The organism is Longitalea arenae (assembly GCF_016924755.1).
Taxonomy (GTDB): Bacteria; Bacteroidota; Bacteroidia; order Chitinophagales; family Chitinophagaceae; genus Niastella; species Niastella arenae.
Window position 1 is genome coordinate 16106 of the sequence record NZ_JAFFJX010000025.1, and the last position, 21541, is coordinate 37646.

Annotated in this window: 21 protein-coding genes; 10 read left to right on the forward strand and 11 right to left on the reverse strand. The window is 41.4% G+C overall.

Going from position 1 to position 21541, the window contains the following annotated elements:
• Positions 1-14 precede the first annotated feature (14 nt).
• From JT717_RS26585 to JT717_RS26605, 5 genes are all read right to left on the reverse strand, one after another.
• Positions 15-1142 (reverse strand): relaxase, encoded by a 1128-nt coding sequence (locus JT717_RS26585; protein WP_205514293.1) that lies wholly within the window; start codon positions 1140-1142, stop codon positions 15-17.
• Positions 1126-2934 (reverse strand): reverse transcriptase/maturase family protein, encoded by a 1809-nt coding sequence (locus JT717_RS26590; RefSeq protein WP_205514295.1) that lies wholly within the window; start codon positions 2932-2934, stop codon positions 1126-1128. The genes JT717_RS26585 and JT717_RS26590 overlap by 17 nt, the downstream gene beginning before the upstream one ends.
• Positions 2935-3487: 553 nt before the next feature.
• Positions 3488-3886 (reverse strand): relaxase/mobilization nuclease domain-containing protein, encoded by a 399-nt coding sequence (locus tag JT717_RS26595; protein WP_205514297.1) that lies wholly within the window; start codon positions 3884-3886, stop codon positions 3488-3490.
• On the reverse strand, positions 3871-4260 hold the full coding sequence (locus tag JT717_RS26600) for a plasmid mobilization protein (RefSeq protein ID WP_205514299.1): 390 nt from the start codon (positions 4258-4260) through the stop codon (positions 3871-3873). Before JT717_RS26600 ends, JT717_RS26595 begins: the two co-directional genes overlap by 16 nt.
• A 222-nt stretch (positions 4261-4482) precedes the next feature.
• Entirely contained in the window at positions 4483-5379 is an 897-nt protein-coding gene (locus JT717_RS26605; RefSeq protein WP_205514300.1) for a DUF8464 domain-containing protein, read from the reverse strand.
• 168 nt (positions 5380-5547) lie between these two features.
• On the opposite strand from JT717_RS26605, the gene JT717_RS26610 reads away from it, so the two are divergent.
• Together JT717_RS26610 and JT717_RS26615 are read left to right on the forward strand one after the other, a co-directional pair.
• Positions 5548-5877 carry a hypothetical protein gene (locus tag JT717_RS26610; protein ID WP_205514302.1) on the forward strand — a complete coding sequence of 110 codons (330 nt, stop codon included), beginning with the start codon at positions 5548-5550 and terminating at the stop codon, positions 5875-5877.
• A complete protein-coding gene (locus JT717_RS26615; RefSeq protein ID WP_205514303.1) occupies positions 5832-6182 on the forward strand; it encodes a hypothetical protein in 351 nt (116 codons plus the stop codon). Before JT717_RS26610 ends, JT717_RS26615 begins: the two co-directional genes overlap by 46 nt.
• A 429-nt stretch (positions 6183-6611) precedes the next feature.
• Here JT717_RS26615 and JT717_RS28980 read toward each other — a convergent pair whose 3' ends face one another.
• Positions 6612-6854, reverse strand: coding sequence for a DUF6965 family protein (locus JT717_RS28980; RefSeq protein WP_439650918.1), 243 nt, complete (start codon positions 6852-6854; stop codon positions 6612-6614).
• 47 nt (positions 6855-6901) lie between these two features.
• Here JT717_RS28980 and ligD point away from each other — a divergent pair, with 47 nt between their 5' ends.
• From ligD to JT717_RS26630, 3 genes are all read left to right on the forward strand, one after another.
• The gene (gene ligD / locus JT717_RS26620) at positions 6902-7780 is read left to right on the forward strand and encodes a non-homologous end-joining DNA ligase (RefSeq protein ID WP_205514304.1); all 879 of its coding nucleotides are present in this window, start codon (positions 6902-6904) and stop codon (positions 7778-7780) included.
• Between the two features lie 1893 nt (positions 7781-9673).
• Complete coding sequence (locus JT717_RS26625; protein WP_205514305.1) at positions 9674-10027, forward strand: response regulator; 354 nt, start codon at positions 9674-9676, stop codon at positions 10025-10027.
• Positions 10028-10284: 257 nt separating this feature from the next.
• Positions 10285-10596: a hypothetical protein gene (locus JT717_RS26630; protein WP_205514306.1), complete on the forward strand. Its 312-nt coding sequence runs from the start codon at positions 10285-10287 to the stop codon at positions 10594-10596.
• Positions 10597-11612: 1016 nt separating this feature from the next.
• Here the strand turns inward: JT717_RS26630 and JT717_RS26635 are convergent.
• Positions 11613-11927 (reverse strand): hypothetical protein, encoded by a 315-nt coding sequence (locus JT717_RS26635; RefSeq protein WP_205514307.1) that lies wholly within the window; start codon positions 11925-11927, stop codon positions 11613-11615.
• Between the two features lie 144 nt (positions 11928-12071).
• Here JT717_RS26635 and JT717_RS26640 point away from each other — a divergent pair, with 144 nt between their 5' ends.
• The 3 genes from JT717_RS26640 to JT717_RS26650 all read left to right on the forward strand — a co-directional run bounded on the left by JT717_RS26640 (position 12072) and on the right by JT717_RS26650 (position 15719).
• Entirely contained in the window at positions 12072-13040 is a 969-nt protein-coding gene (locus JT717_RS26640) for a hypothetical protein (protein ID WP_205514308.1), read from the forward strand.
• A gap of 921 nt (positions 13041-13961) precedes the next feature.
• Positions 13962-14393 (forward strand): hypothetical protein, encoded by a 432-nt coding sequence (locus tag JT717_RS26645; RefSeq protein WP_205514309.1) that lies wholly within the window; start codon positions 13962-13964, stop codon positions 14391-14393.
• Positions 14394-14570: 177 nt separating this feature from the next.
• The gene (locus JT717_RS26650; protein WP_205514311.1) at positions 14571-15719 is read left to right on the forward strand and encodes a serine hydrolase domain-containing protein; all 1149 of its coding nucleotides are present in this window, start codon (positions 14571-14573) and stop codon (positions 15717-15719) included.
• Positions 15720-15750: 31 nt separating this feature from the next.
• Here the strand turns inward: JT717_RS26650 and JT717_RS26655 are convergent, their stop codons facing one another.
• Positions 15751-17013: a WG repeat-containing protein gene (locus JT717_RS26655; protein ID WP_205514313.1), complete on the reverse strand. Its 1263-nt coding sequence runs from the start codon at positions 17011-17013 to the stop codon at positions 15751-15753.
• A gap of 286 nt (positions 17014-17299) precedes the next feature.
• On the opposite strand from JT717_RS26655, the gene JT717_RS26660 reads away from it, so the two are divergent.
• Positions 17300-17779, forward strand: a complete 480-nt coding sequence (locus JT717_RS26660) for a hypothetical protein (protein ID WP_205514314.1) — start codon at positions 17300-17302, stop codon at positions 17777-17779.
• A gap of 832 nt (positions 17780-18611) precedes the next feature.
• Here JT717_RS26660 and JT717_RS26665 read toward each other — a convergent pair.
• The 3 genes from JT717_RS26665 to JT717_RS26675 form a co-directional block, all read right to left on the reverse strand.
• The gene (locus tag JT717_RS26665; RefSeq protein WP_205514316.1) at positions 18612-18824 is read right to left on the reverse strand and encodes a hypothetical protein; all 213 of its coding nucleotides are present in this window, start codon (positions 18822-18824) and stop codon (positions 18612-18614) included.
• A gap of 18 nt (positions 18825-18842) precedes the next feature.
• Positions 18843-19445 carry a S24 family peptidase gene (locus tag JT717_RS26670; protein ID WP_205514317.1) on the reverse strand — a complete coding sequence of 201 codons (603 nt, stop codon included), beginning with the start codon at positions 19443-19445 and terminating at the stop codon, positions 18843-18845.
• A 70-nt stretch (positions 19446-19515) separates the two neighbouring features.
• A complete protein-coding gene (locus JT717_RS26675) occupies positions 19516-20493 on the reverse strand; it encodes a hypothetical protein (RefSeq protein WP_205514318.1) in 978 nt (325 codons plus the stop codon).
• A 410-nt stretch (positions 20494-20903) separates the two neighbouring features.
• On the opposite strand from JT717_RS26675, the gene JT717_RS26680 reads away from it, so the two are divergent.
• A complete protein-coding gene (locus JT717_RS26680) occupies positions 20904-21182 on the forward strand; it encodes a helix-turn-helix domain-containing protein (RefSeq protein ID WP_205514319.1) in 279 nt (92 codons plus the stop codon).
• The last annotated feature ends 359 nt before the right edge of the window (positions 21183-21541 follow it).

The window sequence follows — 21541 nt, forward strand, 5'->3', positions numbered from 1 at the left end:
TATCCTCCTTTTTGTTATAAGTGAAGTCGTTTCTTTTTGCGTTTTTTCTTTTGTTGCGGTTGATCATAGGGTACCTGGTCCGCCCCCGATTCGGGTTGTAAAAGCACTTCCAGCGGTCCCCGTCCGGTAGACGGTAACATGGCTTCTTTTTCTCCTTGTTTGGAGGGCAGCTCCTTTTCCTTTGCAGGAAGGCGTGGCTGCATCTTCGGTTGTTGCGCCGGTTTAAGTGTTTGGTCCTGCTTCTGCACGGTTTGCGCAGGTCGCTGTTTTTGCTGAAGCGTTTGCGTTTCGTTTTGCTTTTGAGTTTTTGCCCGCAGCTGTTCATGGATAGATGCGGCGCTGTATTTTTCGTGTAAATCGCTTCCGTTGAATACCGCCTTCTTTTTGTGGTCCACGAAGGTCAAACCACCCACAGACCCGTCCTTATTATGGCGTATTAGCAGTTGAATGTTTTCCTTTTTCAGAACGGCCTGTAAGTCCTCAACTGTGGTGACTGCGGTTTTCATCAAGGCGAGGTCAATGGCGTTTTTGATCCGCTGTTTCAGTGGCGCCCGCAGCAGCGCGTTTTTATCAAAGCGTTTCTGCAGGTATTTCATCGTCGGTTTGAGGTAGAGATCACTGGCCTTTATGGGTACGCCGACCATTTTCCCCTGCTCATCCAGAGCACGGTAGACAAGGCCGTTATTTTTGTACATCCGCGACTTTTCGCTCCCCTGGTCGGCCACGACGTTATAGTGCCTGAGCACGGCATTCAGCTCTGCCAAAGAGGTATAGTTATAATAGGGCAAAACTGTGCCCAATACATTCGTTATGGCGCGCTTTGTCTCACTTCTACCGTATTGGACTTTGACAGTATCCACCGGCTTTAATTCAAAGTGTTCCTTCTGCTTGCGGTTCTCCGCCTTTACCAGGCCAAATTCATCTTCCAGTCGGCGGCTGGCAGGTTTAGAAACATTCTTCCCAATATAGTGCGTGTTGATCGGCTCTCCATTCTCTTTTATTATCGTGGAGACGATGTAGGCTAAGCACCCGGCGCCTTTCTGTATTACTACAGCAGGATCTCCAAGAACTCGCCCCCGAACCGGACTTACACCTCTCGGCGTATCCGGCTCTCCATTAATATTATCAGTCCATCGTACCATTGTGTATCTTCTTATGGCATTTGATACACACAGCTAATGTTTTCCTGTTTCTTGCAATCATGTGTTTTTCCCAAAGTTCTTTTCCTTGAAGTCCTTTGAGCTTTTTGACATGGTGCATTTGCAGATTATCTTTTTCACCACAATACTCGCATTGCTGTGCTTTTAGCCTGTCTATAAGACTGGTTCTTGCAGCAATTTTTTGTGTTTGTGGTAATTGATCCGAAAACGTTAAACTCATTGCTTTTCTTTTAAAACCTTCATTATAGAATCGTCTGTATTTGATTATTCCTTTTTTATTGGTGAAGGGAATCATAAACTCTTTATTGGAAGTGAACTTATCAATGATCACTTTCTTGGTAGTTCTGTATTTACAGGCGTATGTTTTGTACATACTGTATTCCATAATGTTGTAAAAGGAATCAAGTGTATAACTGTTATTAGCGATGGCGTAATAGTTATATAAGCCTCGTATTTCTGCGTTATACTGATCGATGATTTCCAGATCATCGTTATTGCGCATACATGGCCGTGACTTACACTTCCAGATTTCTTTACCATTGTGATGTACAATCGTCATGGCATCATATTCCAGAAGTTTTTTCTTCATTGTTTCGTTTGTTATATTCAAAACAACTCTTGAGCCGTAAAGCCTCATATTAACACCATCTTTGTTTCTCTTCGTTGCGTTTGATTGTCGAACAAAGACGTCGAAGCCCAGGAACTTTGCAGGGTTCTTTGCATTGGTAATTAATGTTTTTTCGTCTGATAATTCCAATTTCAAAGTATCAGCCAGATATTGTTTGATATCCTCTTTTACTTTTCGGCAATCATCTTTACTTCCAATAATTCCAATTAAAAAATCATCAGCGTATCTAACGTATTTCAATCTCTTAAAATTCTGATCCATATCATCACTATGCTTTATTTGCATACGCTGTTCTCTGATTGTTCTGTGCTTTTCTAATAACTGCTGTTTTACATTCTCATCTTTCACTGTTTTAAGCTTCTTACTGATTCGATCAGTTTGTGTTTTAAGTCTGGACGACTCCTTATTCATCCTTCTTTCCTTTCCTTTGTTGAACTGGAGGATATATTGGTTCATGTATTTATCCAATTTGTCCAGATAAATATTGGCCAAAATCGGGCTGACAATTCCGCCTTGCGGAGTACCGCTAAACGTGTTGTGATATTGCCAGTCTTCGAGATACCCTGCATTTAAAAACTTTCTGATCAGTCTCAAAAATCTGTTGTCTGCTATGCGCTCACCAAGAATAGTAATCAATACATCATGGTTGATGTTATCGAAAAATCCTTTGATGTCGCCTTCAACAAACCATTTCGTTCCTGTAAAAGTCTTTTGTACGCTAACTAGCGCTGTGTGACAACTTCTGTTTGGTCGAAAGCCGTGAGAGCTGTTCTCAAACTGCTTCTCGAATATGGCTTCCAAAATCATCCGTATCACTTCTTGCACTAGTTTGTCATCAAAAGATGGAATGCCCAGAGGACGTTTTTTACCATTTTTCTTCGGTATGTAAGTCCTCCTTGAAGGTGCTGGTTGATAGCTCTCATTTCTGAATGCTTCAATCAGTTGTTCAATGCGTGACAGGCTCATGCCATCAATAGTTACATTGTTAGCGCCTGGTGTCATGTTGCCTTCCTTCGCATAGATGTTCTGGTAGGCTACATTATACATTTCTTCATTGAACAAAATCCGGTAGAGCCGCCCATACTTATAGCATGAGTTTTTGCTGTGCTCCGACAGACTGTTTAATACGCTCGATGGATGTCTCATAATGTCTCTCACATTTTCCATTAATTGTATTAAAATATTAACTGCTTCCCTTCGCCATGTACAGGGCTTTCCCCTGCTCCGACTACTACGAAAGCTCCGTTACCATGCCGGATATTCAGAAGCCTCATCGCTTCATAGCCATTTTTGTGGCATTCCAGTTTAGGTAATCCCCATTTAGTACATATAGTAACATAGCTCGATAAATTGTCGGATACGACTTCCGCCTTTTATAACTTATTGTAATTGCGCTGTGATCAGTTTATGCTCTGTCTCTTTCACATAAGATGCAGAGTACCACAGTATGACGTCTGTAGTTATCTTCCGTCATAGCTCCCGCATGTAACCGCTCAGGCTATCGTTCAATCAGTATGGACTTTATCCTCGTATTTATCGTTTCATCAGCCATTCAGTCGCGATTCGATAACTAATCGACTTATGGGTGTCCCCGACATGCTACACTCCCCGTTTGGTTTCCCTCCCGGATAAGTCAGGTGATGATTGACTTTTAAACTCTTGTCAAAGAACTTGCTAGGGTTCTATTTACTATATGCCCTTATGGGCGCACATGAATGTGCGGGTGGCCGGCGTCCCGATGCTCATACACGAGATAGGGTTGTTCTCCAAAACCAATCTTCTGCATGTAGGCGTCCGCAATTTCCCGAAGCCGGTTTTGATCCAGTTTTTCAGACGGATGAAAATTCAAAGAAAGATGTACCACGCTTCGCTGCCTGCTTTCGCGCAGTTTCATCAATTTTTCCAGGCGTTTTTCCTTGTCGGTATAGCCGAGCTTTTCGGTGTCCTTTGCATATCCCGACGCGTGGATAAAAGCAGCCTTTTTTATCTTTTTTTCCTGCCCCTTTTCATCCTTTATTACGACGTCCTGCTTCAACTTACTTTCGTTATAGTTCAGCACATTTTTAAGTCTCGAACTGAACTTTATGACTGCAACCATTTATCGTTGATTTGAGCGATTTTTGCCTTGATTTCTTCGACCTTCGAGAGCAGCAGTTTGCGGGCGGATTCATTGAGCGTGAGCCACTCTTTTATCTCCGAAACTTGCTCAATCGCATGCAGCCTTTTGACGAGCTGATTGTAGTTATTTCCGATCGCGTTTAGCTCTGTTCGCAGGCGCACCATCTCTGACATAAAGTCATCGAGCGACTGGTTTCGTATATTCACGGTAACAGCCTTGTCGAGCAGCACCTTCCTCATGTAATCACTGAGATTGTGGCAGGTTGTTTTGGAAAGCTTTTTAAAGATGCGGTCGTACTCGGCCGGGGTAAGCCTGGCCTGCACCAGGCGGTTCCTTTTTGCTTTTTCACTCATCACGGTATCATTTAATCGGTTCAAAAAATGTATATCCTGATCTTCCAAATGACACCTACGACTTGGGAGTGGGCGGTCTGTTTTTCCTTGGTTGTATGACAAAGCTACATCTGCCCAATAGCACGATTGCAGCTATCTCACGCCCGGGTAGAACCGGGGTTTTCCCGCTGCGCGGTAGGGGCATTTGAAAGATGACCGCATACTAGGCGGTCGAAAAAAACGTTACAAATGCTGGCGGTTGCTCTGATTTTGGGAAAGACCGAAATTTACCAACCAGTCGTTGAGGTCATTGTAATTTTTATATAGATTACGTTCGTCAATGAATTTAGTATTATCTAACGCTAGTGCCATACCCATGCAGTTATCACCCGTTTTGTCATTGTCAATGAAAAGATGAACCTTGCGGTGTTCATGCATAATTGGCAGTTTGTCTTTAAAGAAAGAAGTTGAGTTCAGGATAAGAAAATTACGTGGCGGCTCCTGCTGTTTGGCATACAAAGCTTTGTATGATAAGAAGTCAAAAAAACCTTCGAAAACCACCAGATCGCGTTCACCATTGTTAATAAATGTGCTGGTATTGGGCATGCTGGCTAATTTGACGTATTGATTGCGCAGCGCATAGCCCCCAGCGTCGTTTTTAAATCCGATACTGTAATACATTTTTCCCTTTAATTCGTAGTTCACTTCCTGGCAATAGCGCTGGGCAATATGCTGTGGAATTTTTCTTTTTTTCAGGTAATTCAACAGTGCAAAGGAGGTCAAGGAGCGGACCGATGTGACTTTGATCTCAGCGTCCTTTTCTTCTTTAGCTTTGTTAGTATGAGGTTGAAGTATATGCGGTGTAATATGGCGATAGTAATCATCCATTTTAGACAGGAACTCCTTAACCGAACAATTAAAGTACCGTGTTCCGAAATTTACCAGGTCGCCATGATCTTTTCCACCGCCGCCGAAATCATACCACATATTCAATTTTAAATTCACTTTAAAGGACGGCGTTTTCTCTTCGCGCAATGGAGATAGATACCAGTAATGCTGGCCACTTTTACGGGCTGGCTCATAGCCCAGTTTAGACAAAAATTCCACCATGTCTTTTGCATTTGCTTCGCTGATTTTCATACTTCACATTTTCTTGTTCACAATTCAGTTAACGAAGTGAATTTAACGAGATGGCTGAAGAAATTAATGACCCCTACAAATTCTACAGTGGTGAAATCCCTTCATTTCAATCTTGTATAATAATTTTAAACCGGGAACAAGATCTAGTGAGAACGAAACAAAAACTATATGTTATCAAGTAAGGATGTCAAGATAATTTATGAGATGATGTTAGCCACTCCCGGCATGAATGACGAGGTTAAACTCAATTTAAGGGTCCCCCGAAAAACCGTCCCTTTTTTATCCAAAGCAATCGAGATTGGATTACTCATAAAAGCTGATCATGAAGCCGCCGGTTTGCTTCAGGCAGCAGACGCCGCCTCGCTTGAAAAGCTGCAGGATATTACCAGTGAAATCCTCACCTCAGCAGGACTGGTCGGAAACCTATCAAAAAATCAACACCCTGGTCCGCAATGGCAAATGACCTGCGTAATATCTTTTCGTGGGATAAAGCAATAGCATGCGGTTGTCAACCCAGTCACTACCACTATACCGCCGATCGCGTTCCCTTGGGAACGTATGAAGCGGTACTGGGATTTGAAATATGGGCGAAGAAAATAATGGCCATCAACTGCTACTTCACAATTACACGAACCTATCAAAAAATTCAACTGACGGTTTACTGCAAGGAAGCGGGACGTTACATGTTGGCCTGTGGTGAGATTGATTTTGTAAGTTATCCTACACAAACGGTCTACGTCATTGAAGTACGTGCGGACCAAAAGAAAAAGATTCGATTTATCCAGGCACAAATGAAATACTAATGCAATCGGCCAGAATTATTCATCAACGACGTCATTGGACTTATAAACAGTTCAGTCGTACAACCGCGAAATATTACCTTTAAGGATTTCTTAGAAAAGTATTGGAATAAACGTCTTTTTTAAACGAGGAGGCGTTCGCAGGTATGCTTCAGGCAATGGGCACCTATTTTAAAACAAATAGAGTTTGAGGTGGGTCATAAAAACGCTGCATCTGTTGCATAGGAGGATTTTCAAGCCACTGACAACCGAACCAGCCAATGAAGTGCTGGTAACGATAGGAAAAAGTTCCCAGGAATGCCGGACGTAGTACCGGCTCATCAGGCAATATTTACCGGCCATATTATAGGGCTCGAAGCCTAATGGATGTCCTTCGGCGCCCCGGCTTTTATTGACTAAATACGGCAGGAAATTCCTGCATATGTACTGAGATTATTGGTTTTGGAGTAATTCTTTGAGCATGATCAGACGTTCGTAAAAGGCTGAAAAGGTATTCTTACCAATATTGGCGCGGGCACAGGATAAATGATTTTTAATAAATTTAGGGACGTCAGTCACTTTCTGAGCTTTTATAACCTCGACTTCTTGGGGCAATTTCACTGAATTAAAAAACCGTTCGAGTTCAAGTAGTTCCTTCTCTGTGTACATGTTACAAAGATGGCACAATATTTCCATCTTTGTATAGGGATTATGAAATGAGGATGCCGGTTAATATAGTGCCAATGGCGGCAAGCGTTGCAGCAGGTCCATTTGATAGTAAAGATTGGCTGTTCGAGATTAAGCAGGATGGCTTCCGAATCGTTGGTTACGTTCAGCCGGATTTTGTAACGCTACAAACTCGCAAACTGGTTAATTACACAAACAAATTCCCGTCAATCACAACAGACCTTTTAAAGTGGAATCATAGCGCCATTCTCGATGGGGAGGTGGTAGTTTTAAACAGTGATGGCATTAGCGATTTTGAAGCTCTCATCAACTGGAAAATCGGCAGCGGAGTACCGGTGTATTACTATGTCTTTGATCTTCTGTGGCTTGACGGTAAAGATTATATGAGCGTCCCGTTATATAAAAGAAAAGAAGCGCTTAAACAGTTATTGCCCCGGTCCCGAATAGTACGCTATCAAAGTGATATCCGGACTCATGGGATCGCGGCCTTCAATATGGCAAAGGAGAATCACCTTGAAGGCATTATAGCCAAACGGCGGGAATCGATTTACCGGCCAGGCATTCGCAGCAAGGATTGGCTAAAGGTGAAAGCGTATAAGGAAGACGAATTTTTAATTGCCGGATACACACGCAACCAAGGCGCTGGTCTCATCAGCACTCTGATCCTCGGAGCTTATAAAAACAAACGATTACAGTTTGCCGGTGAAGTTGGTACCGGGCTGTCAGCCCAAGTAATGGAAGAAATTATTAGAAGAGTTTTACAGGTTCCCAAGTGCCCATTTAAAAAGGAACCAAAATTAACCACTCGATGGCGACGGAATAAGCCGGATATTATAGTTTGGTGCCGGCCTGTTTTGAGTTGTACGGTTAAATACTTGGAGATGACGAAGGGCGGGGAACTGCGGCATGCTTCTTTTAAGAATTTGGTGTCATAATGTAGTTGCAGCAATTAGCCGAGTTTCGTCTAACCCTATTAACTCAACAAGTTTAAATATTTGTCTTACAGTTAGCTTTCTAGGATTACTTTTTATTTGTAAAATTTTTTTGTACGAACAATTCAAATCCTTTGCGACAATGCTAGGAGGGATCCAGTCGAAAATATCACTGAATGATTTGATTGCGCCTTCTGCTAATAAGCCCCTAATTGTAGAATATCGCCTGTCAGGCATTTTGCGAAGGTCCGTAATTTTGACTCGGGGAAAAAATACCTGTTATATTCAGATATGGAACACCTGGGTGGCCGGAATATAACCGGTGAGCAGCAGCGGGGAATAGAACAACGCTTTCACCAGTAATCGGGCAACCCATCCAATGGCTGCCAGGTTTCTGTAAAAACAATATTTAAGCTGCCGTCCTGTCTTCCTTACTCATCGTATTATGCAGGACTGCAGCTTCCTGGCATTGTTTAAAAGAGATGAGAATGCCCGTCTGATTAGCATCAAATTCAATGTCTCTGAACCGTTTTTAGAGACTTTCTTATCATGGATACAAGCAGGCCGTAAGGCTGCTTTTATTTTGTCGTTACACACGAACTGGCTGGCTTTTCAGTTCCAGCACTATGTGCCTAAATAGTACAATGGTACCTATATGCCTTGCGTTGATTAATCTGGTCACCAGCAGGCAGATTATTAAAAAAGCTTCAGTAGATTAGATTTTGTCTGTAAATATGCGATGGATAAATCAAGGGCTGAATAATATGTGTGGCAGATTAAAATAATGACGCCTATATTTTTCTTATCAAAACAAAGACATCATAGGCTGTTGAGGGCGGGGGAGGGAAGAGCTTCGATGGGGTTTATACGGACAAGTATATATTTACAGAAGGTATCTGAGTATGTACCTAGTAGATCGTTGGAACAACATACTTTAATATATTTAGTGGCTTCACAAAAATAAAAAACCTCCCCTAAGGGAGGTTACACTAATCAATTCAATTAACCATTAACCTTTGTTACAAGTTAGAAATTATGGTTAATATGCTCGGAAAATAAAATAGGTAATCAATAATAATACATAGATTCCTGTACAAGAATGTACAATATTACATTTTAATATTAATTGCAGAATTCTGTTGACGGGTTTAAAGACCATATGTTTAAATTGTAATTTCAAAAGCGATAGGGACAATACAAAGTAACACGGGTTATGTCCGGTTATAAAAGGCAAGGAATATTTAGGCGTTCCTGTGAATTTTATAATACTTAAATTAAATGAACCTAACTCTATTTTCGATACGTGTAACCTTTACACTTTACAATTGGTGTGGACTAAAACTGTAATATTCCTCTTAACTTAGATAATGACCTAGAAAGAAATATATGTACAGGGCATGTAACTTCGGAAAAATTTTGTCGCGGCTTTATTAATGACAAAATGAAATGCCTAATAAAAAGAGGCTCTTGGTGTATTCAATACACCAAGAGCCTTGACTGCGCATTCCTAAACTACTTAATTTGCAGAAACATTAACCTTTTTAATAATAGTCAGGTCTGCAATTGATAACAGCCTCAGTTCACAAAGAATATAAAAAGCCTCTGCCGGAGGCTGAGGCTCCACCAATCTAAAGCCGTAAACCTTGTAGTACTCCGAATTACATGAATTTATGAAAAAAAATAATAAAGCAGATCTTCTACATAAAAGTCTTTTCGCTCAATTTCGAACATTTTAAAAATATTAATATTTTATATTTAACACTTAATACCTCATTAACAGCTGATTTGTATTTAATAGTTGTTTAAGATCAATTATATTAGGCAGATTTGTAGACGGGCTAAGAACTTAGTGCCAGTATCGACTCGGTGCTGACTAAATTTTCCAAACCAATTATAATGAAGACTGCAAGACGTATTCTGCTTATTGATGATGACGAAGATGACTGTATCTTTTTCGGCACTGCCCTCGAAGAATTCGATTCTCCAGTACAGTTCGTTTTTGATAGAGATAGCGAATCGGCTATTGAAAAGCTTAGAAAGGACAAAGACGCTGTCCCTGATGTTTTGTTTTTAGACTGGAATATGCCCCGGATGACTGGCCGGCAATGTCTTTTAGCAATTCGAAAAATGTTGAGGATTGCAGATCTCCCGATAGTCATATACACTACGTCGGATACCCAAACAGATCAAGAAGAAGCAAAGCGTCTTGGAGCATCATATTTCCTTACAAAACCTGCAACTATTGCTTAATTGCGCCAAAAAAACTAAAGGACATCTTGTCTATATATTGGAAAGTTTCCCAAAGATCTCGCATATACTCACCAGAAATAATTTACCAAATTATCAAAAATTACGATTTTCTCTAATTGGTATTTGTATTTTTGCTAAACTCGGTTAAGGTAATTTGATTAGGAGGCAGTAACCTTAGGGGCTGCTTTGCTTTTTATGAATGAAAGCAAAGCAGTAGTTGAACGCCCTTATACTGTTTAATCAAATAACTATTACCTATGATTTTGCAACACGCGCAAGACCCATTTAACTCACTCGTTTTTTTTAGCGATTCTTTATTTGATGAAAGGGCTCAAGAAACTGACTTGTTAAAATTTTATGTAGCTACTACAATTGAACGGCCAACACTGATGTATGAAATTAAAGACTTTGCGCACAAAAGATATTATTTTAGGGCTGTTTGTTGGCATAAAACTCTATTAGTAGAGGTTCAACAAGACAATGGTATGTGGAATGTAAAGAAATGTTATCAGGATCCTGGAGGTATTGCTATGTTAGAGATTTATCGTATGGCAAAGCAGCTAATCTAATAGAGACTTTAATTGCTTTCAACCTCGCTTTTTTTCTTTAAACTCTTTCAAAATCATAAGGCCTAATTCCTCTGGATCATACTTTATAAAGTCAGATAATCGGATTAATTCTACTTTCTGGACATTCGTCGGATCGCTAACAATCTTAGCCATCCGACGCTTGTCTGTTTTAAGTCAGTGGCCCAGCAGGTGGTAACCACGTAAAAATTTCAGAAAACTTTTTTATAATCCCGCGGGCTAGCAACTTGTGCACCATTCCATATCTCAGATCGAAGATCATAATGCAGTTTATAATCATTGTTCCTTCATTTATCAGACGAATATATAATGAGGGAATTATACGACCGGTTAAGTGTGCGGGAATTTCTTGTGCAGGACCTTTTGCGGATGATTCCAATAAATCGTGTTGAACGTCAAATAAACCCATCAATTAAAGTTGTCTAAGGCTAATTTTATGTTGACTTCAATTGAAAACCGTCACTGGAGAATTTGGTGTTTTGCAATTTCGGTAATATGGAAATCATCTTTCTCATCCTTCATGTTCCCTTTATAACATGTTCATTTTATAAGGCGTTTAAATCTAGCAAACACAAATAATTAATTTCACCTGGGTTATAACTGCAGCCAAATTAGAAGGGGCCGGATAGACATCCAGCCCCGTCGTAATCCTTAATATTCCTATCAGATATTAACCATGAAATTAGAATTTAATTTTCTCTTGGTTAATGACCGTGATCAACGTTTAACTCCATTAAGCAAATGAATTGCCTGCTTTTTTTACCTGATTGGTTTTCTTTCCCTATTCTTAATACCAGATACATTTTTTAAACTGCTTCAATATGATCATTATGTGCAGTTAGATCTTTGGATCTTACAAAGTTGTTGTGTGAGACGAAGCCAAGGCAGCAAGCGGTATGAAATCGCCTGGCATAAAATATTGACCGTGTGTTTAAAATGACTAAGCTGCCGACCGATATGTCGGCAGCTTTCAGTGGTGGCTGTTGGGAAGCCACAGCTTACTTTTGGGCCTTAAGTGCGCTTTTAAATAACGCCTTTTCGACGATTTCAAGCACATCGCTATGTACTGTTTTATCGTCACCAAAAAAAGTGATATATTTTTTCTTTGATGGTGCCATATTGTGTAACGCGTCAAATTCCCAGCGTCTACCTTTCTTAACGACAAACAGGTATTCAAAATCCACATACCAGTATAATGCTTCCACATCCGCATAATAACCCTTGGGCATTTGGGTTTGAAATTTTCGAACGAATTGCTGTACTGTCAACTCCTTTTTAAGTGCTTGTGCGCAGTCAAAAATTGCAACGAACATGATGCAGAAGACGAAATGATGATGACAGGCGCAAGATTTATTATGGAGGGCATGCTAATATGATTCAAATTATAAAAGACTCCAATATTTGATGAGCCAACTAGTATTACTTAGGCGAGTGTCGCCTTCATTTAACCGGTCGTTATGTTTAAAATGTCTAAATTGTATGAACACTCGTGTTACAAAATTATGCCCGGAAGAAGCTCCATTTTTATTATTGTGATAGCTCTCCCTTTGGGGATATTAGCATCTCTTCAGGTATTTCAACGAGAGACGCCGGTGTCTTTCAAAAGCGTTCGCAACAGCATGGGTATGCAGCTCAGGGTGGTGGAAGAAAACACGCAACCGACGCTGCGAATTGTCTTGCCAGGTCGTCCTGCCTCGGATCGGACGCTCGAGATCATCTTTCCAGAGCACCTTACGATACGACCTCGTGGGAATACTGATGCAAATCAGATCTATATGTGGCGGCCTGGGCGATACGGTGAGCGGCCGCAATGGCGCCAGTCTGGGCGAATTCTGGAGTATGAGAGAAATTTTCCGGGTAAAGTGCATATGCTGGCCAGAGCCACTCTCCAGGAAGATGGTGTTCGCTTTCACTTCAGGCTTCATAACCAGTCCAAAGTGACTTACGATCTCATCTGGGCTCCGATCGATCCACGGCTTACCGCAGATTTCCATGACATCCGGCTGGAGCGGACCTACGTCCATCATGCAGATGGCTTCGATCTGCTCGCATCCGAAACACCGGACCGACTGACGATACCGCTCAGTCAATGGTTGCCGGCACGATATCTTGCTTCGTACACCTGGCCCATACCGTCGCAGAAAATTGAGCGTCGCGAAGGCATTACGTACTACAACAAGTCGCGGGCAGTTGATGCGCCTTTCATTGCCACGCTTTCCCAGGACGGTCGCTGGGTGATTGGGAGCTTTACCCGTAACACAGGCAATGTTTGGAGCAATCCGGAGCTGACCTGTCAGCACGTGGACCCCCAGGCATCGTTGGCCCCTGGTAAGGAGGCGATATTGGAAACCAAGCTCCTGGTCGTTAGTGCCTCGCTTGACGAAGTGTTTAAGATGGCTATGAACCAACGTGACTCGCTGAAGTAATGACTCGAACTCTTAAGGCTGCATATGGAACATGGCCCCGGACGCCGGTTCTTGCTGTTTGTCATACAAAGGTGGCCAGAATATAACCGGTGAGCAGCGTCGGGGAATATAACAAGGTTTTCACCAGTAATCGGGCAACACATCTAAACGCTCCCATATTTCTGTCAAATATGTCTTGTTCACTATAGTAATACATGGTTACCGGATTAAGTGTAATGAATCTAAAAAATATTCAAGCTACCCGTCCTGCCTTCCTTATTCATCATATTATGCTGAACGGCAGCTTCCAGGCATTGTTTAAAAGAGATGACAACGCCCGTCTGATCAGCATCAAATTCGACGCCGCATGAACCGTTTCTACAGAATTTCAAAAAAGTGAGGGGAACCACATTCCTTTATACTTCCGATTATTTTAAAGCTGGTCAGACTTAGAATTTAGCATTTTTTGAAGTGCAATTTTTTTGTCATAAAGATCGCTCCAATAAGCGTTAAGGCGATTTATCCATTCTACGAAGGAGGGGGTTACATGCCGAAACTCCTTGCAATTACCTGCCTGATTTATGGCCTCTGGCAGCTCGGTGACGGTCGCTGGCCTGCCATCCAAATCATATACCTCACATTATTATTTGATTTTATATGGATGCAATGTTGTAAAGTGTCGGAGATTTCTTCTATCTAAGAAACTTCTTTAAATCCAAAAATGGCTATACGTGTTGCTTGACGACTTTAAATGTACTGAAGACCGAAAAGCTTGGTAATGGAACGTTGGGAATTTATGAAAAAATGGAAGACGACGGAGCAACACAAAACAAATATGAGCAGTTTAAAGACAAATCAGTTTCGTGCTTACCCATATATTTGCGAAGGTGCTTGTAGGATGTTATTTTAGTCGTTGTTAATCGAAATCAATAAAACTGTTAAATGACAGACTTCACATTTGACGATGATTTAAAACTGTGGGAATCAAGGATCCAGTACAAAGGAACCGGAATACCCGTGAGATTTGCCGAAACTGATCCAGAAACACACGGCGAACGCGGCCGTGCCGAAAACATGCTCAAAACGAGAGCGCTTATTGAACAATCCTTGGATGGGTCGGTTGAACGTGCAAAAAAAATGATCCGGCTGTTTGTACAGGAGTCGGGCTTTTATAAAGAGGAGGAAAACAACATGATGACTGACTTTGATCTGAGCGCAGTCTGGCTGGAGCCCCCGCTTGAGACGATTGAATATTACATCGAATATTCGCTGGACTTTGAGATCATTAGTGAAGCATGGGTAGATAATTATGGATATTTCAAAATCTATTTTATGCACAACAAGATAACTGGTGTGAGAAGGATGCAATATTAACACGATGATGGATAGGGCAGCGCCTATACAAACAGCCAGTACCGAACGCCAACTGCGCGAAGACTGTGGTAGACTGGCAGAGCTGTTTTAGTTGAATATAAATAATTTGTAATGGCTCCGATATAACCAGATAGTTTGGGATTAACTTTAAAGAAAGGAAGCCTCAAAAGAACCGGTATGAAAAAAATAATGCTGGCCACCTTATTTGTAGTGACCGTTTTTTTTGCCCAATCACAGCGAGCAGTACCTACCGATAACCCTTTACGTGATTGGATGGATACGATCGTTCAAAACGCCGTATTGCCTTTTATGCAGGATACATCACGTGTAGGCTTGTCGATAGGTATTGTAAACAACGGCAATAGTTATTTTTACAACTATGGCACATTGGAGAAGGGAACCCGTAAACTTCCAACCAATGAAACAATCTATGAAATAGGATCTGTTTCAAAAACCTTTACCGGTTTGCTGCTTGCCCATGCAATAATCGACAGAAAAATAAAACTGGATAATGACATCGGGCAATACCTGCATGGACGTTATCCGAATCTGTCGTATCAGGGGCAGCCCATAAAAATCGGGCATCTTGTGAATCACACGTCCGGCCTGCCCCCGTTTTTGCCGCATAGGCCTGACCTTTTTCAGCATGCTAAAGACTCCGTTGCTTTCCTCCTCGCCAAATTACATGCCGCTTATACCAAAGCGCTTTTCCTTAGAGATCTGCATCATGTAACACTTGATACGATCCCCGGCTTCAATTACCGTTATTCCAATACGGCGGCGCAGACCCTGGGTTTTATTCTGGAAAGGGTATATAACACGCGTTTTGAGGAGCTGGTCAAACGATATATTTCCGATCCGCTGTCTATGAAACAATCACCCGCTTTCATCCGTTCACCGAATACCTGGCTTGCGAAAGGACATGATGCCAAAGGGAATATTATGCCGTATATGCCTGCGCTGATGAAGGCATCCGGCGGCCTGTGTTCTTCTACCTCCGATATGGTACGATACATCAAATTGCAATTGCAGGAAGAAAACAAAGTGGTTGCGTTATCGCATATGCCCACGCAAAGGTATACCGACAGTACAGCCATTGGCTTTTTCTGGCGAATAAACAGGGTGAACAATAAGTTCGATAAGTTATGGCATACGGGCGGTACGTTCGGCTTCTCAAGTTATTGCGTTGTCTATCCCGATACAAAGACGGGCATCATCTTACTCTCCAACGAGTTCGACGAAGCCTCACAGGGAGGGCTTATACAAATAGCCGACAAAATCTTTGCGTCAGCTTGCGGCACAGCCGGGGGCATATCTCCGCAGTGATAAACTGCACCCTTTTAGCTCTTAGATCTATTCAGGCCCCTTTATAGTATGTATGATGTTTAGGCAAAGGTTTGTTTTCCTCAATTTTCTCACCATGCAAGGTATATACATCATATTCGTATTGTTCGTTAAAAGAGGCTCTACCCTTCTGGATAAAAATAAAATCCTTAATGCGATACCAGTTGGTCCTGATGGCATCGTATACTATCGGGGTCACCAATCTGCTCATATTGTAGACACCTAACTTACCACCTTTCACCACCCAGCGTCCTTTATGGTCTTCATTACTGAAAAATACAGTTCCTCCCTGATTCACTACCCAAACTGTGTCCTCAACTTCCTCTATCCAGTCGTATTCTATAGGAACAATGACATTGTTGTTGCAGTCCACCACACCCCATTTGACGCCTTTGGCTGATAACCTGTTCTGCTCGACATTGTATTCGAAACTAAAGCGGCCCCTGGCAACTTTGAAAAAATTCGGATTGCGGAAAGGATCTACATAGGCATATTCTATAGGTAACATTGTACTCCCATCGGTGCGAAGGATACCCCACAAACCGGTATACTGGCTCATGTCGTTATCGTACCAGTCGAACTCCGTTTCCTGGCAGTGTATGATAGCCTTGTACAAAAGCGGGCTTTCGAAAGAGGGCGCTTGGTATGTATTGCTGGTGGCTAGCAATATCCTATCGACATTCAAGGGCTTTAATTGTAGGGTATCAAGATTAAAAGAAAAATAATCGTTCGACAGGTTCTGTACTATTGTACCTGAATCTTTGATGCTTGATAAGATGTTCTTATATTGGAAGTCGAGTAGTACGTTTTCATTGATATCTATAATCCCGAATAACCCGTTGCGTTTGGCCTTGAAGATGTTGCGGCGCAGGCCATGTAAGAACTCATAGGATGGAGGTATAATCACTCTAAACCTTTGGTCCAATGCACCGATAAAATCACTTTTTATTATCAGCAAGTTGCCAAAAGAGTCAATTGTTATTGTCGTGCCTCGTTTAGACTTTCCTTTCAGTTTGCCGCTAATATCAAAAAAGTAATACCGCTCCTGCGGGGGGGTGTTTTCATATTTAACCCCTTCAATATAATTCAGTGCACGGTTAAAGCCAACGGAATGGTAAATAGGCTTAAGTAGGATATCAAAACTGCCACCTGCCGTCTCCGCGATCACACCCCATTTTCCGTCTTTATTTTTAAAAATTGTAATGTTTTGGTAGACCAACTCGCTGTATGTAATAGCATACTTACTGAGGATATTTTGTGGTAACAGATTATACATTAGTTTGTGATTTTGTAAATCGCGCTCAATCCGGAAATCTATGTGAAAGTATAGCCGGTGAAAGTGTACCGCAATAATATAAATTTTTTCTGATCAGAGAAACATAAACGGTCTTATCCTCCGTCGATATTAATATGTGTTTCATTAAATAAAATAAGTTGAACTGGCCACAAGGCCGTCGACGTATCTTAGAATTACAAATAAATTGGCGGATGCCTGGAAAGTAGTTTATTTTTGAAATGTGCTTGGGACCGGCGATACTTATATTAGAAAAATCTTTCAGATTATGAAATTAAGAATTACGCAAACCGTTGCACTTTTCTCCATGGTTCTGATATTCTTGTCGTCTTGTGGAAAAGACGGCCTTCAAGAACCACCGATTGTTGACCCGCCAACTTTTTCTCATATAGAGGTTTGGGAAGAAGCGGAAATGAAAAGCGGAAGTGGTAATTGGGAAATAATTCCGGATGGTAATCGCTTGACTGTATGGTGGGAATTTATGGAAGATTTAGGAACATCTATTCAAAACACCGGCGCATACCGGTATGATCCGGCCAACCTGGGAATCAGCGTTGATACAGCGGGAAACGTTCAGATAAAAAACAATTTATTGTCATTTATATTTTATAAGAAAGATAGTATCTCGCAAGCTATATATCGAGACACTACAAACGTTCAATATTTCATTGTTGGGGATACTTCACTTGTCATTCGCAATGCATCAACCCAGCCTGCTGTTGAAATTAAATTCAGAAAAGTTAAGTAGCATAGCAATCTCCTTTAAGACCGCAGTTAAAAAGGGTAGGTATTCGTATCACCATCGAAGCCCTTCCTATGTCATTTATCTGACTGAGTGCTGCTTTAAGAGATCTCCCCGCTACATACGACGAAGATACTGTGATGATATGTATGCATATGATGCGAGGAATCGAGAAGCAAGGAGCTCTATTTAGCAATCCTGCATTGCTCCGCACAATCGTTGCAACGACATTACTGAGCATATCTGAATTGCTCATTGCAATACTTTCCAAAACATTCTGCTTGCGATCTGGTATGCTTCACCGCAATATCGGTAATAGCGGTGATGGGGTATTTAGGTGAGACGGCAAAGCCGTGTACACCTTGGGAATGCGTTGCTTTTTTGGGGGGACAGTAGAGGCGAGTAGCCCGAAACGCGGTTGGAAACATCGGTGCCACAATTTGACGGATTTGACAACCATAGGTTGGCAAAAGTTACCTGTGAATCGTTGTTAGCCATATTTTTTGCCTTCTCGTGTTATATGTGTGAGTACACCAACAAGGACAAATAGCTTCTTCAATCTCGGGAGATTCAATACCTTCTGTTTGATCCAGATTAATGGATTGAATTAAACCAAATGGGCTTGTCGGCCTTTGGTAGATTTTGTCCAGTTAGTAGCTCAACATTGGTCAGTTAATTCATAAGCAACCTATTACCCAATCCCTCTTCTGCCATGTGAATATTTTATTAAAGGAAAATTGGTACATGAATTTAAAGCCCCAATGTAGAAACATCGGGGCTTCATGGTATAATGGTACTGATTAGTAGCTTTATGAAAACAGTGGCTTGCCTTTAACGATTATACAGTTTTTGGTGGTTGTTCCAGAATTTCGGGATCTGATAATCCGGTCACTTCCCGGATCACTTGTAGAGCGGCTGCTTTTGTAAGATTATCGCTGTTTTTTTGAATATACCGGGAAATAGTAAATTCTGTACAACCCAGCACATCCATTAGCCGCCGGCGAGTGACTGGATTGTTTATAGCTCTAAGTGCTTTTTGATTAAGTTTCATAAATGGATAGGTTATGTTTTAGTATTTAATTATTGCTGCGTTCACTTTAAAAATAGCTTCAATCTGATCCATGCTTATTTCAATGGGCGGATATCTTAGCTGGTCGGGATTGTCCGCAACCAACCTTAAACTGTTCTGGTTGCCTGCCTCGTAAACGCGCCTGACAATTGCATGCCAGTTAGTATCAATAATGTAATAGTATAGGCCCCAGTGAAGATTTCTGTAATCTTTGAGCCGGGATATAACTATCCTGCAGCCATTAATGTATGTAGGTTCCATACTTTGGCCTACTACTTCGACTACGCCTTCTGCTGGACCAAGGAATGGAGCAGTGATTCTGTCAACAATTAGCTCGGGTTCATTATCGGTGATAACGATGGTACCAGCTGCAGCTTTACCATCAACTTGAGGGCTTGCAGGTTTTCCGCTTTTTAACGGAAGCCTGAGGGTGGCCGGTTTTTTGTCTTCCTGGTCAAGTCTTTCAATCTCCAGCTTGTTTTCCATCGCATCCAGGTACCACTTTAGCTTGGAATATTCTTCCAGATTGCTTGGGCGGGTTCCTTTTTCCCATTTATATAAAGTTCCCTTGGTAATACCGGTTGATGCGGCAATCGCAGGCATTTTAATATTTGTTTTCGATCTGAATTCCCGTAGTCGGCTACCGATCATTATAATGTCGCCTCGTAACATATTATGCCGTTTTGGGGTACATAAGCCGGTGCGCTGATTTTATAAGGCATAATACAGTGCGATATGTATTTAAAGCGTCCAGTTTGCCCATATTTTCCGGAGAGCTGCCACTAAAGCAAAGAGAAGCCTCTAGGCAGTCGTCTAATTCCCGAATAATGTATTCCAATGGATACTTTTCATAAAAGCCGGCCACGACTTTCATGGGGTTGGCAATTTGATCCTGGCTAAGTAACGTTGGTTTATCATTTTCCGTTAAACGCTCGGTCAATACCGAGTTTTCAGTGTTCATACAAACGATAAACAGCGCCTCGGTTAGTTCCAGTAGTTCATCAATGAAGGTTGCCAACTGACCAATTTGCTCAACTTTCTCATATATCGTGCAGCCTGTGGCGGCTACGGCAAGGTATCGCCAATCCTTAATTTGATCTTTAAAAACTGACAGGGGGGCACTTTTAAATATTTCAGTAATTACATACATTGGGTTTTCATCTGCAAATTCGTTAAGTTGTTTCCGTTTATTAAACTGTTCGGCCGTCTTCCAAGTTTCGGTCTCAGGCTTAAGCTGAGCTATAGTTGCATGCTTTAGCCCACTTTCAAGCCGTTGTTGATTATACTTTTCAATGATCTTTAATCGCCTTTTTTCTTTTCGCTGTCGCTGTTTGTGAATTTTTCTTTTTATCACATAGGCAGCCTCTACAATTCCCTCTAATTTTTCATAAAAGTAGATGTGATTATTACGGTCTAGTGGTTCAATTGATATGCTGCGCTGACTGGAAAGGATATCCGTCAGCCACTCCCATAAAGTTTGGCGTACCTCATTTAAATGGTAACATTGGAAAAAGTCATCTAGAACTGGTAACGGATCTTTCTTTTGCTCTTTTGAGAGACGTAATGGTTGGTTGTACCATTGTGGGTGGTAGTTGTAAGTTTTACCAAGAAAACTTGTAAGATTGGTGGAATTGGTTAATGGCTCGGTCATGTTACGATTTTTTGATATTTAAAGATTATTGACGAGCCGAAATGGAAGGGAGTTCCTTAATAGCGGATTTAAACGGGCCAATAAACTAAAGGGTTGGAACCTACCCTGCCATTTGCCAGACGGGCCCTCACAAGGCCCACCACCTTTCGGTGGCCAGAACGCAAACGCATAAGTAAGCCCAACCCTATAGTGCAATATAGGGATTGGGCACTTTACTTACTCCCGCGTTCTGTGAATTTGTGAGGATTCGTCTGACGAGACTCGTAAGTAAGTACCTCTAGGAAGTACTTCTAATATTTTCCAATGCAAATTAATAAAAAAACATGTTGAATGTACATTATAATGTACATATTTTAATGTGCACATTATAATAGGTTGATTTTGATGCGCCTATTATTTTATTTGCACTCATGAGTAAAGCAAAAAAGCCAGTTCGAAAGAAAGCACAGCTAGGTCACTTTGACCATGAGGCTTTTCTAAAAAAGCTCGGAAAGAGAATTAAGACACTTAGGAAGGAAAAAGGGTTTCAGTCTTATGAAACATTTGCGTACGATATTGAGATTTCTCGTACCGGTATGTCTAACTATGAATCAGGGGCATTTGATGATATTCGGATGAGAACACTTTTGAAGATAATCGATGGTTTAGGAATTACTCCAAAAGAGTTTTTTTCTGAAGGGTTTGATTGAATATAACTAGGCATTCAACGTAAATGGCCACCCTGCGCCTTAGAAACTTGTATTATGCATGAAGCGGAATCTACTCTTAATAGCCGTTGCCCCAATAAGTAAGATTTATGCTTTCAATTGTCGTACAACCGGTTCATAGCAGAATTACATTCCCCTTAGTTATGAAAGTATGCGCCGACGGCTTTTTTTCTTTTAACCTGGTAAGAATACTTGCTGATCGAGGATTTCTAATAAAGGTACATGGATGCTTCTCTGTTTCCCTGGTAAAAAGGAAGGGTTTTTGAAACTGCAAGCCTTACTTTTAAGGCATGCAGGGCCACGTGTGTCGTTCATACCATCAAAGGCGCTCTACAGCCAAC

Excerpts from the sequence above, each read along its gene's own strand:
- JT717_RS26660 (WP_205514314.1), top strand. The coding sequence starts at position 17,300 with ATGAAATTAAGAATTACGCAAACCGTTGCACTTTTCTCCATGGTTCTG.
- JT717_RS26640 (WP_205514308.1), top strand. The coding sequence starts at position 12,072 with ATGTTTAAAATGTCTAAATTGTATGAACACTCGTGTTACAAAATTATG.
- JT717_RS26675 (WP_205514318.1), bottom strand. The coding sequence starts at position 20,493 with ATGACCGAGCCATTAACCAATTCCACCAATCTTACAAGTTTTCTTGGT.
- JT717_RS26655 (WP_205514313.1), bottom strand. The coding sequence starts at position 17,013 with ATGTATAATCTGTTACCACAAAATATCCTCAGTAAGTATGCTATTACA.
- JT717_RS26610 (WP_205514302.1), top strand. The coding sequence starts at position 5,548 with ATGTTATCAAGTAAGGATGTCAAGATAATTTATGAGATGATGTTAGCC.
- JT717_RS26585 (WP_205514293.1), bottom strand. The coding sequence starts at position 1,142 with ATGGTACGATGGACTGATAATATTAATGGAGAGCCGGATACGCCGAGA.
- JT717_RS26590 (WP_205514295.1), bottom strand. The coding sequence starts at position 2,934 with ATGAGACATCCATCGAGCGTATTAAACAGTCTGTCGGAGCACAGCAAA.
- JT717_RS26595 (WP_205514297.1), bottom strand. The coding sequence starts at position 3,886 with ATGGTTGCAGTCATAAAGTTCAGTTCGAGACTTAAAAATGTGCTGAAC.
- JT717_RS26680 (WP_205514319.1), top strand. The coding sequence starts at position 20,904 with ATGAGTAAAGCAAAAAAGCCAGTTCGAAAGAAAGCACAGCTAGGTCAC.
- JT717_RS26600 (WP_205514299.1), bottom strand. The coding sequence starts at position 4,260 with ATGAGTGAAAAAGCAAAAAGGAACCGCCTGGTGCAGGCCAGGCTTACC.
- JT717_RS26625 (WP_205514305.1), top strand. The coding sequence starts at position 9,674 with ATGAAGACTGCAAGACGTATTCTGCTTATTGATGATGACGAAGATGAC.
- JT717_RS26665 (WP_205514316.1), bottom strand. The coding sequence starts at position 18,824 with ATGAAACTTAATCAAAAAGCACTTAGAGCTATAAACAATCCAGTCACT.
- ligD (WP_205514304.1), top strand. The coding sequence starts at position 6,902 with ATGGCGGCAAGCGTTGCAGCAGGTCCATTTGATAGTAAAGATTGGCTG.
- JT717_RS26645 (WP_205514309.1), top strand. The coding sequence starts at position 13,962 with ATGACAGACTTCACATTTGACGATGATTTAAAACTGTGGGAATCAAGG.
- JT717_RS26670 (WP_205514317.1), bottom strand. The coding sequence starts at position 19,445 with ATGCCTGCGATTGCCGCATCAACCGGTATTACCAAGGGAACTTTATAT.
- JT717_RS26635 (WP_205514307.1), bottom strand. The coding sequence starts at position 11,927 with ATGTTCGTTGCAATTTTTGACTGCGCACAAGCACTTAAAAAGGAGTTG.
- JT717_RS26615 (WP_205514303.1), top strand. The coding sequence starts at position 5,832 with ATGGCAAATGACCTGCGTAATATCTTTTCGTGGGATAAAGCAATAGCA.
- JT717_RS28980 (WP_439650918.1), bottom strand. The coding sequence starts at position 6,854 with ATGGAAATATTGTGCCATCTTTGTAACATGTACACAGAGAAGGAACTA.
- JT717_RS26630 (WP_205514306.1), top strand. The coding sequence starts at position 10,285 with ATGATTTTGCAACACGCGCAAGACCCATTTAACTCACTCGTTTTTTTT.
- JT717_RS26605 (WP_205514300.1), bottom strand. The coding sequence starts at position 5,379 with ATGAAAATCAGCGAAGCAAATGCAAAAGACATGGTGGAATTTTTGTCT.
- JT717_RS26650 (WP_205514311.1), top strand. The coding sequence starts at position 14,571 with ATGAAAAAAATAATGCTGGCCACCTTATTTGTAGTGACCGTTTTTTTT.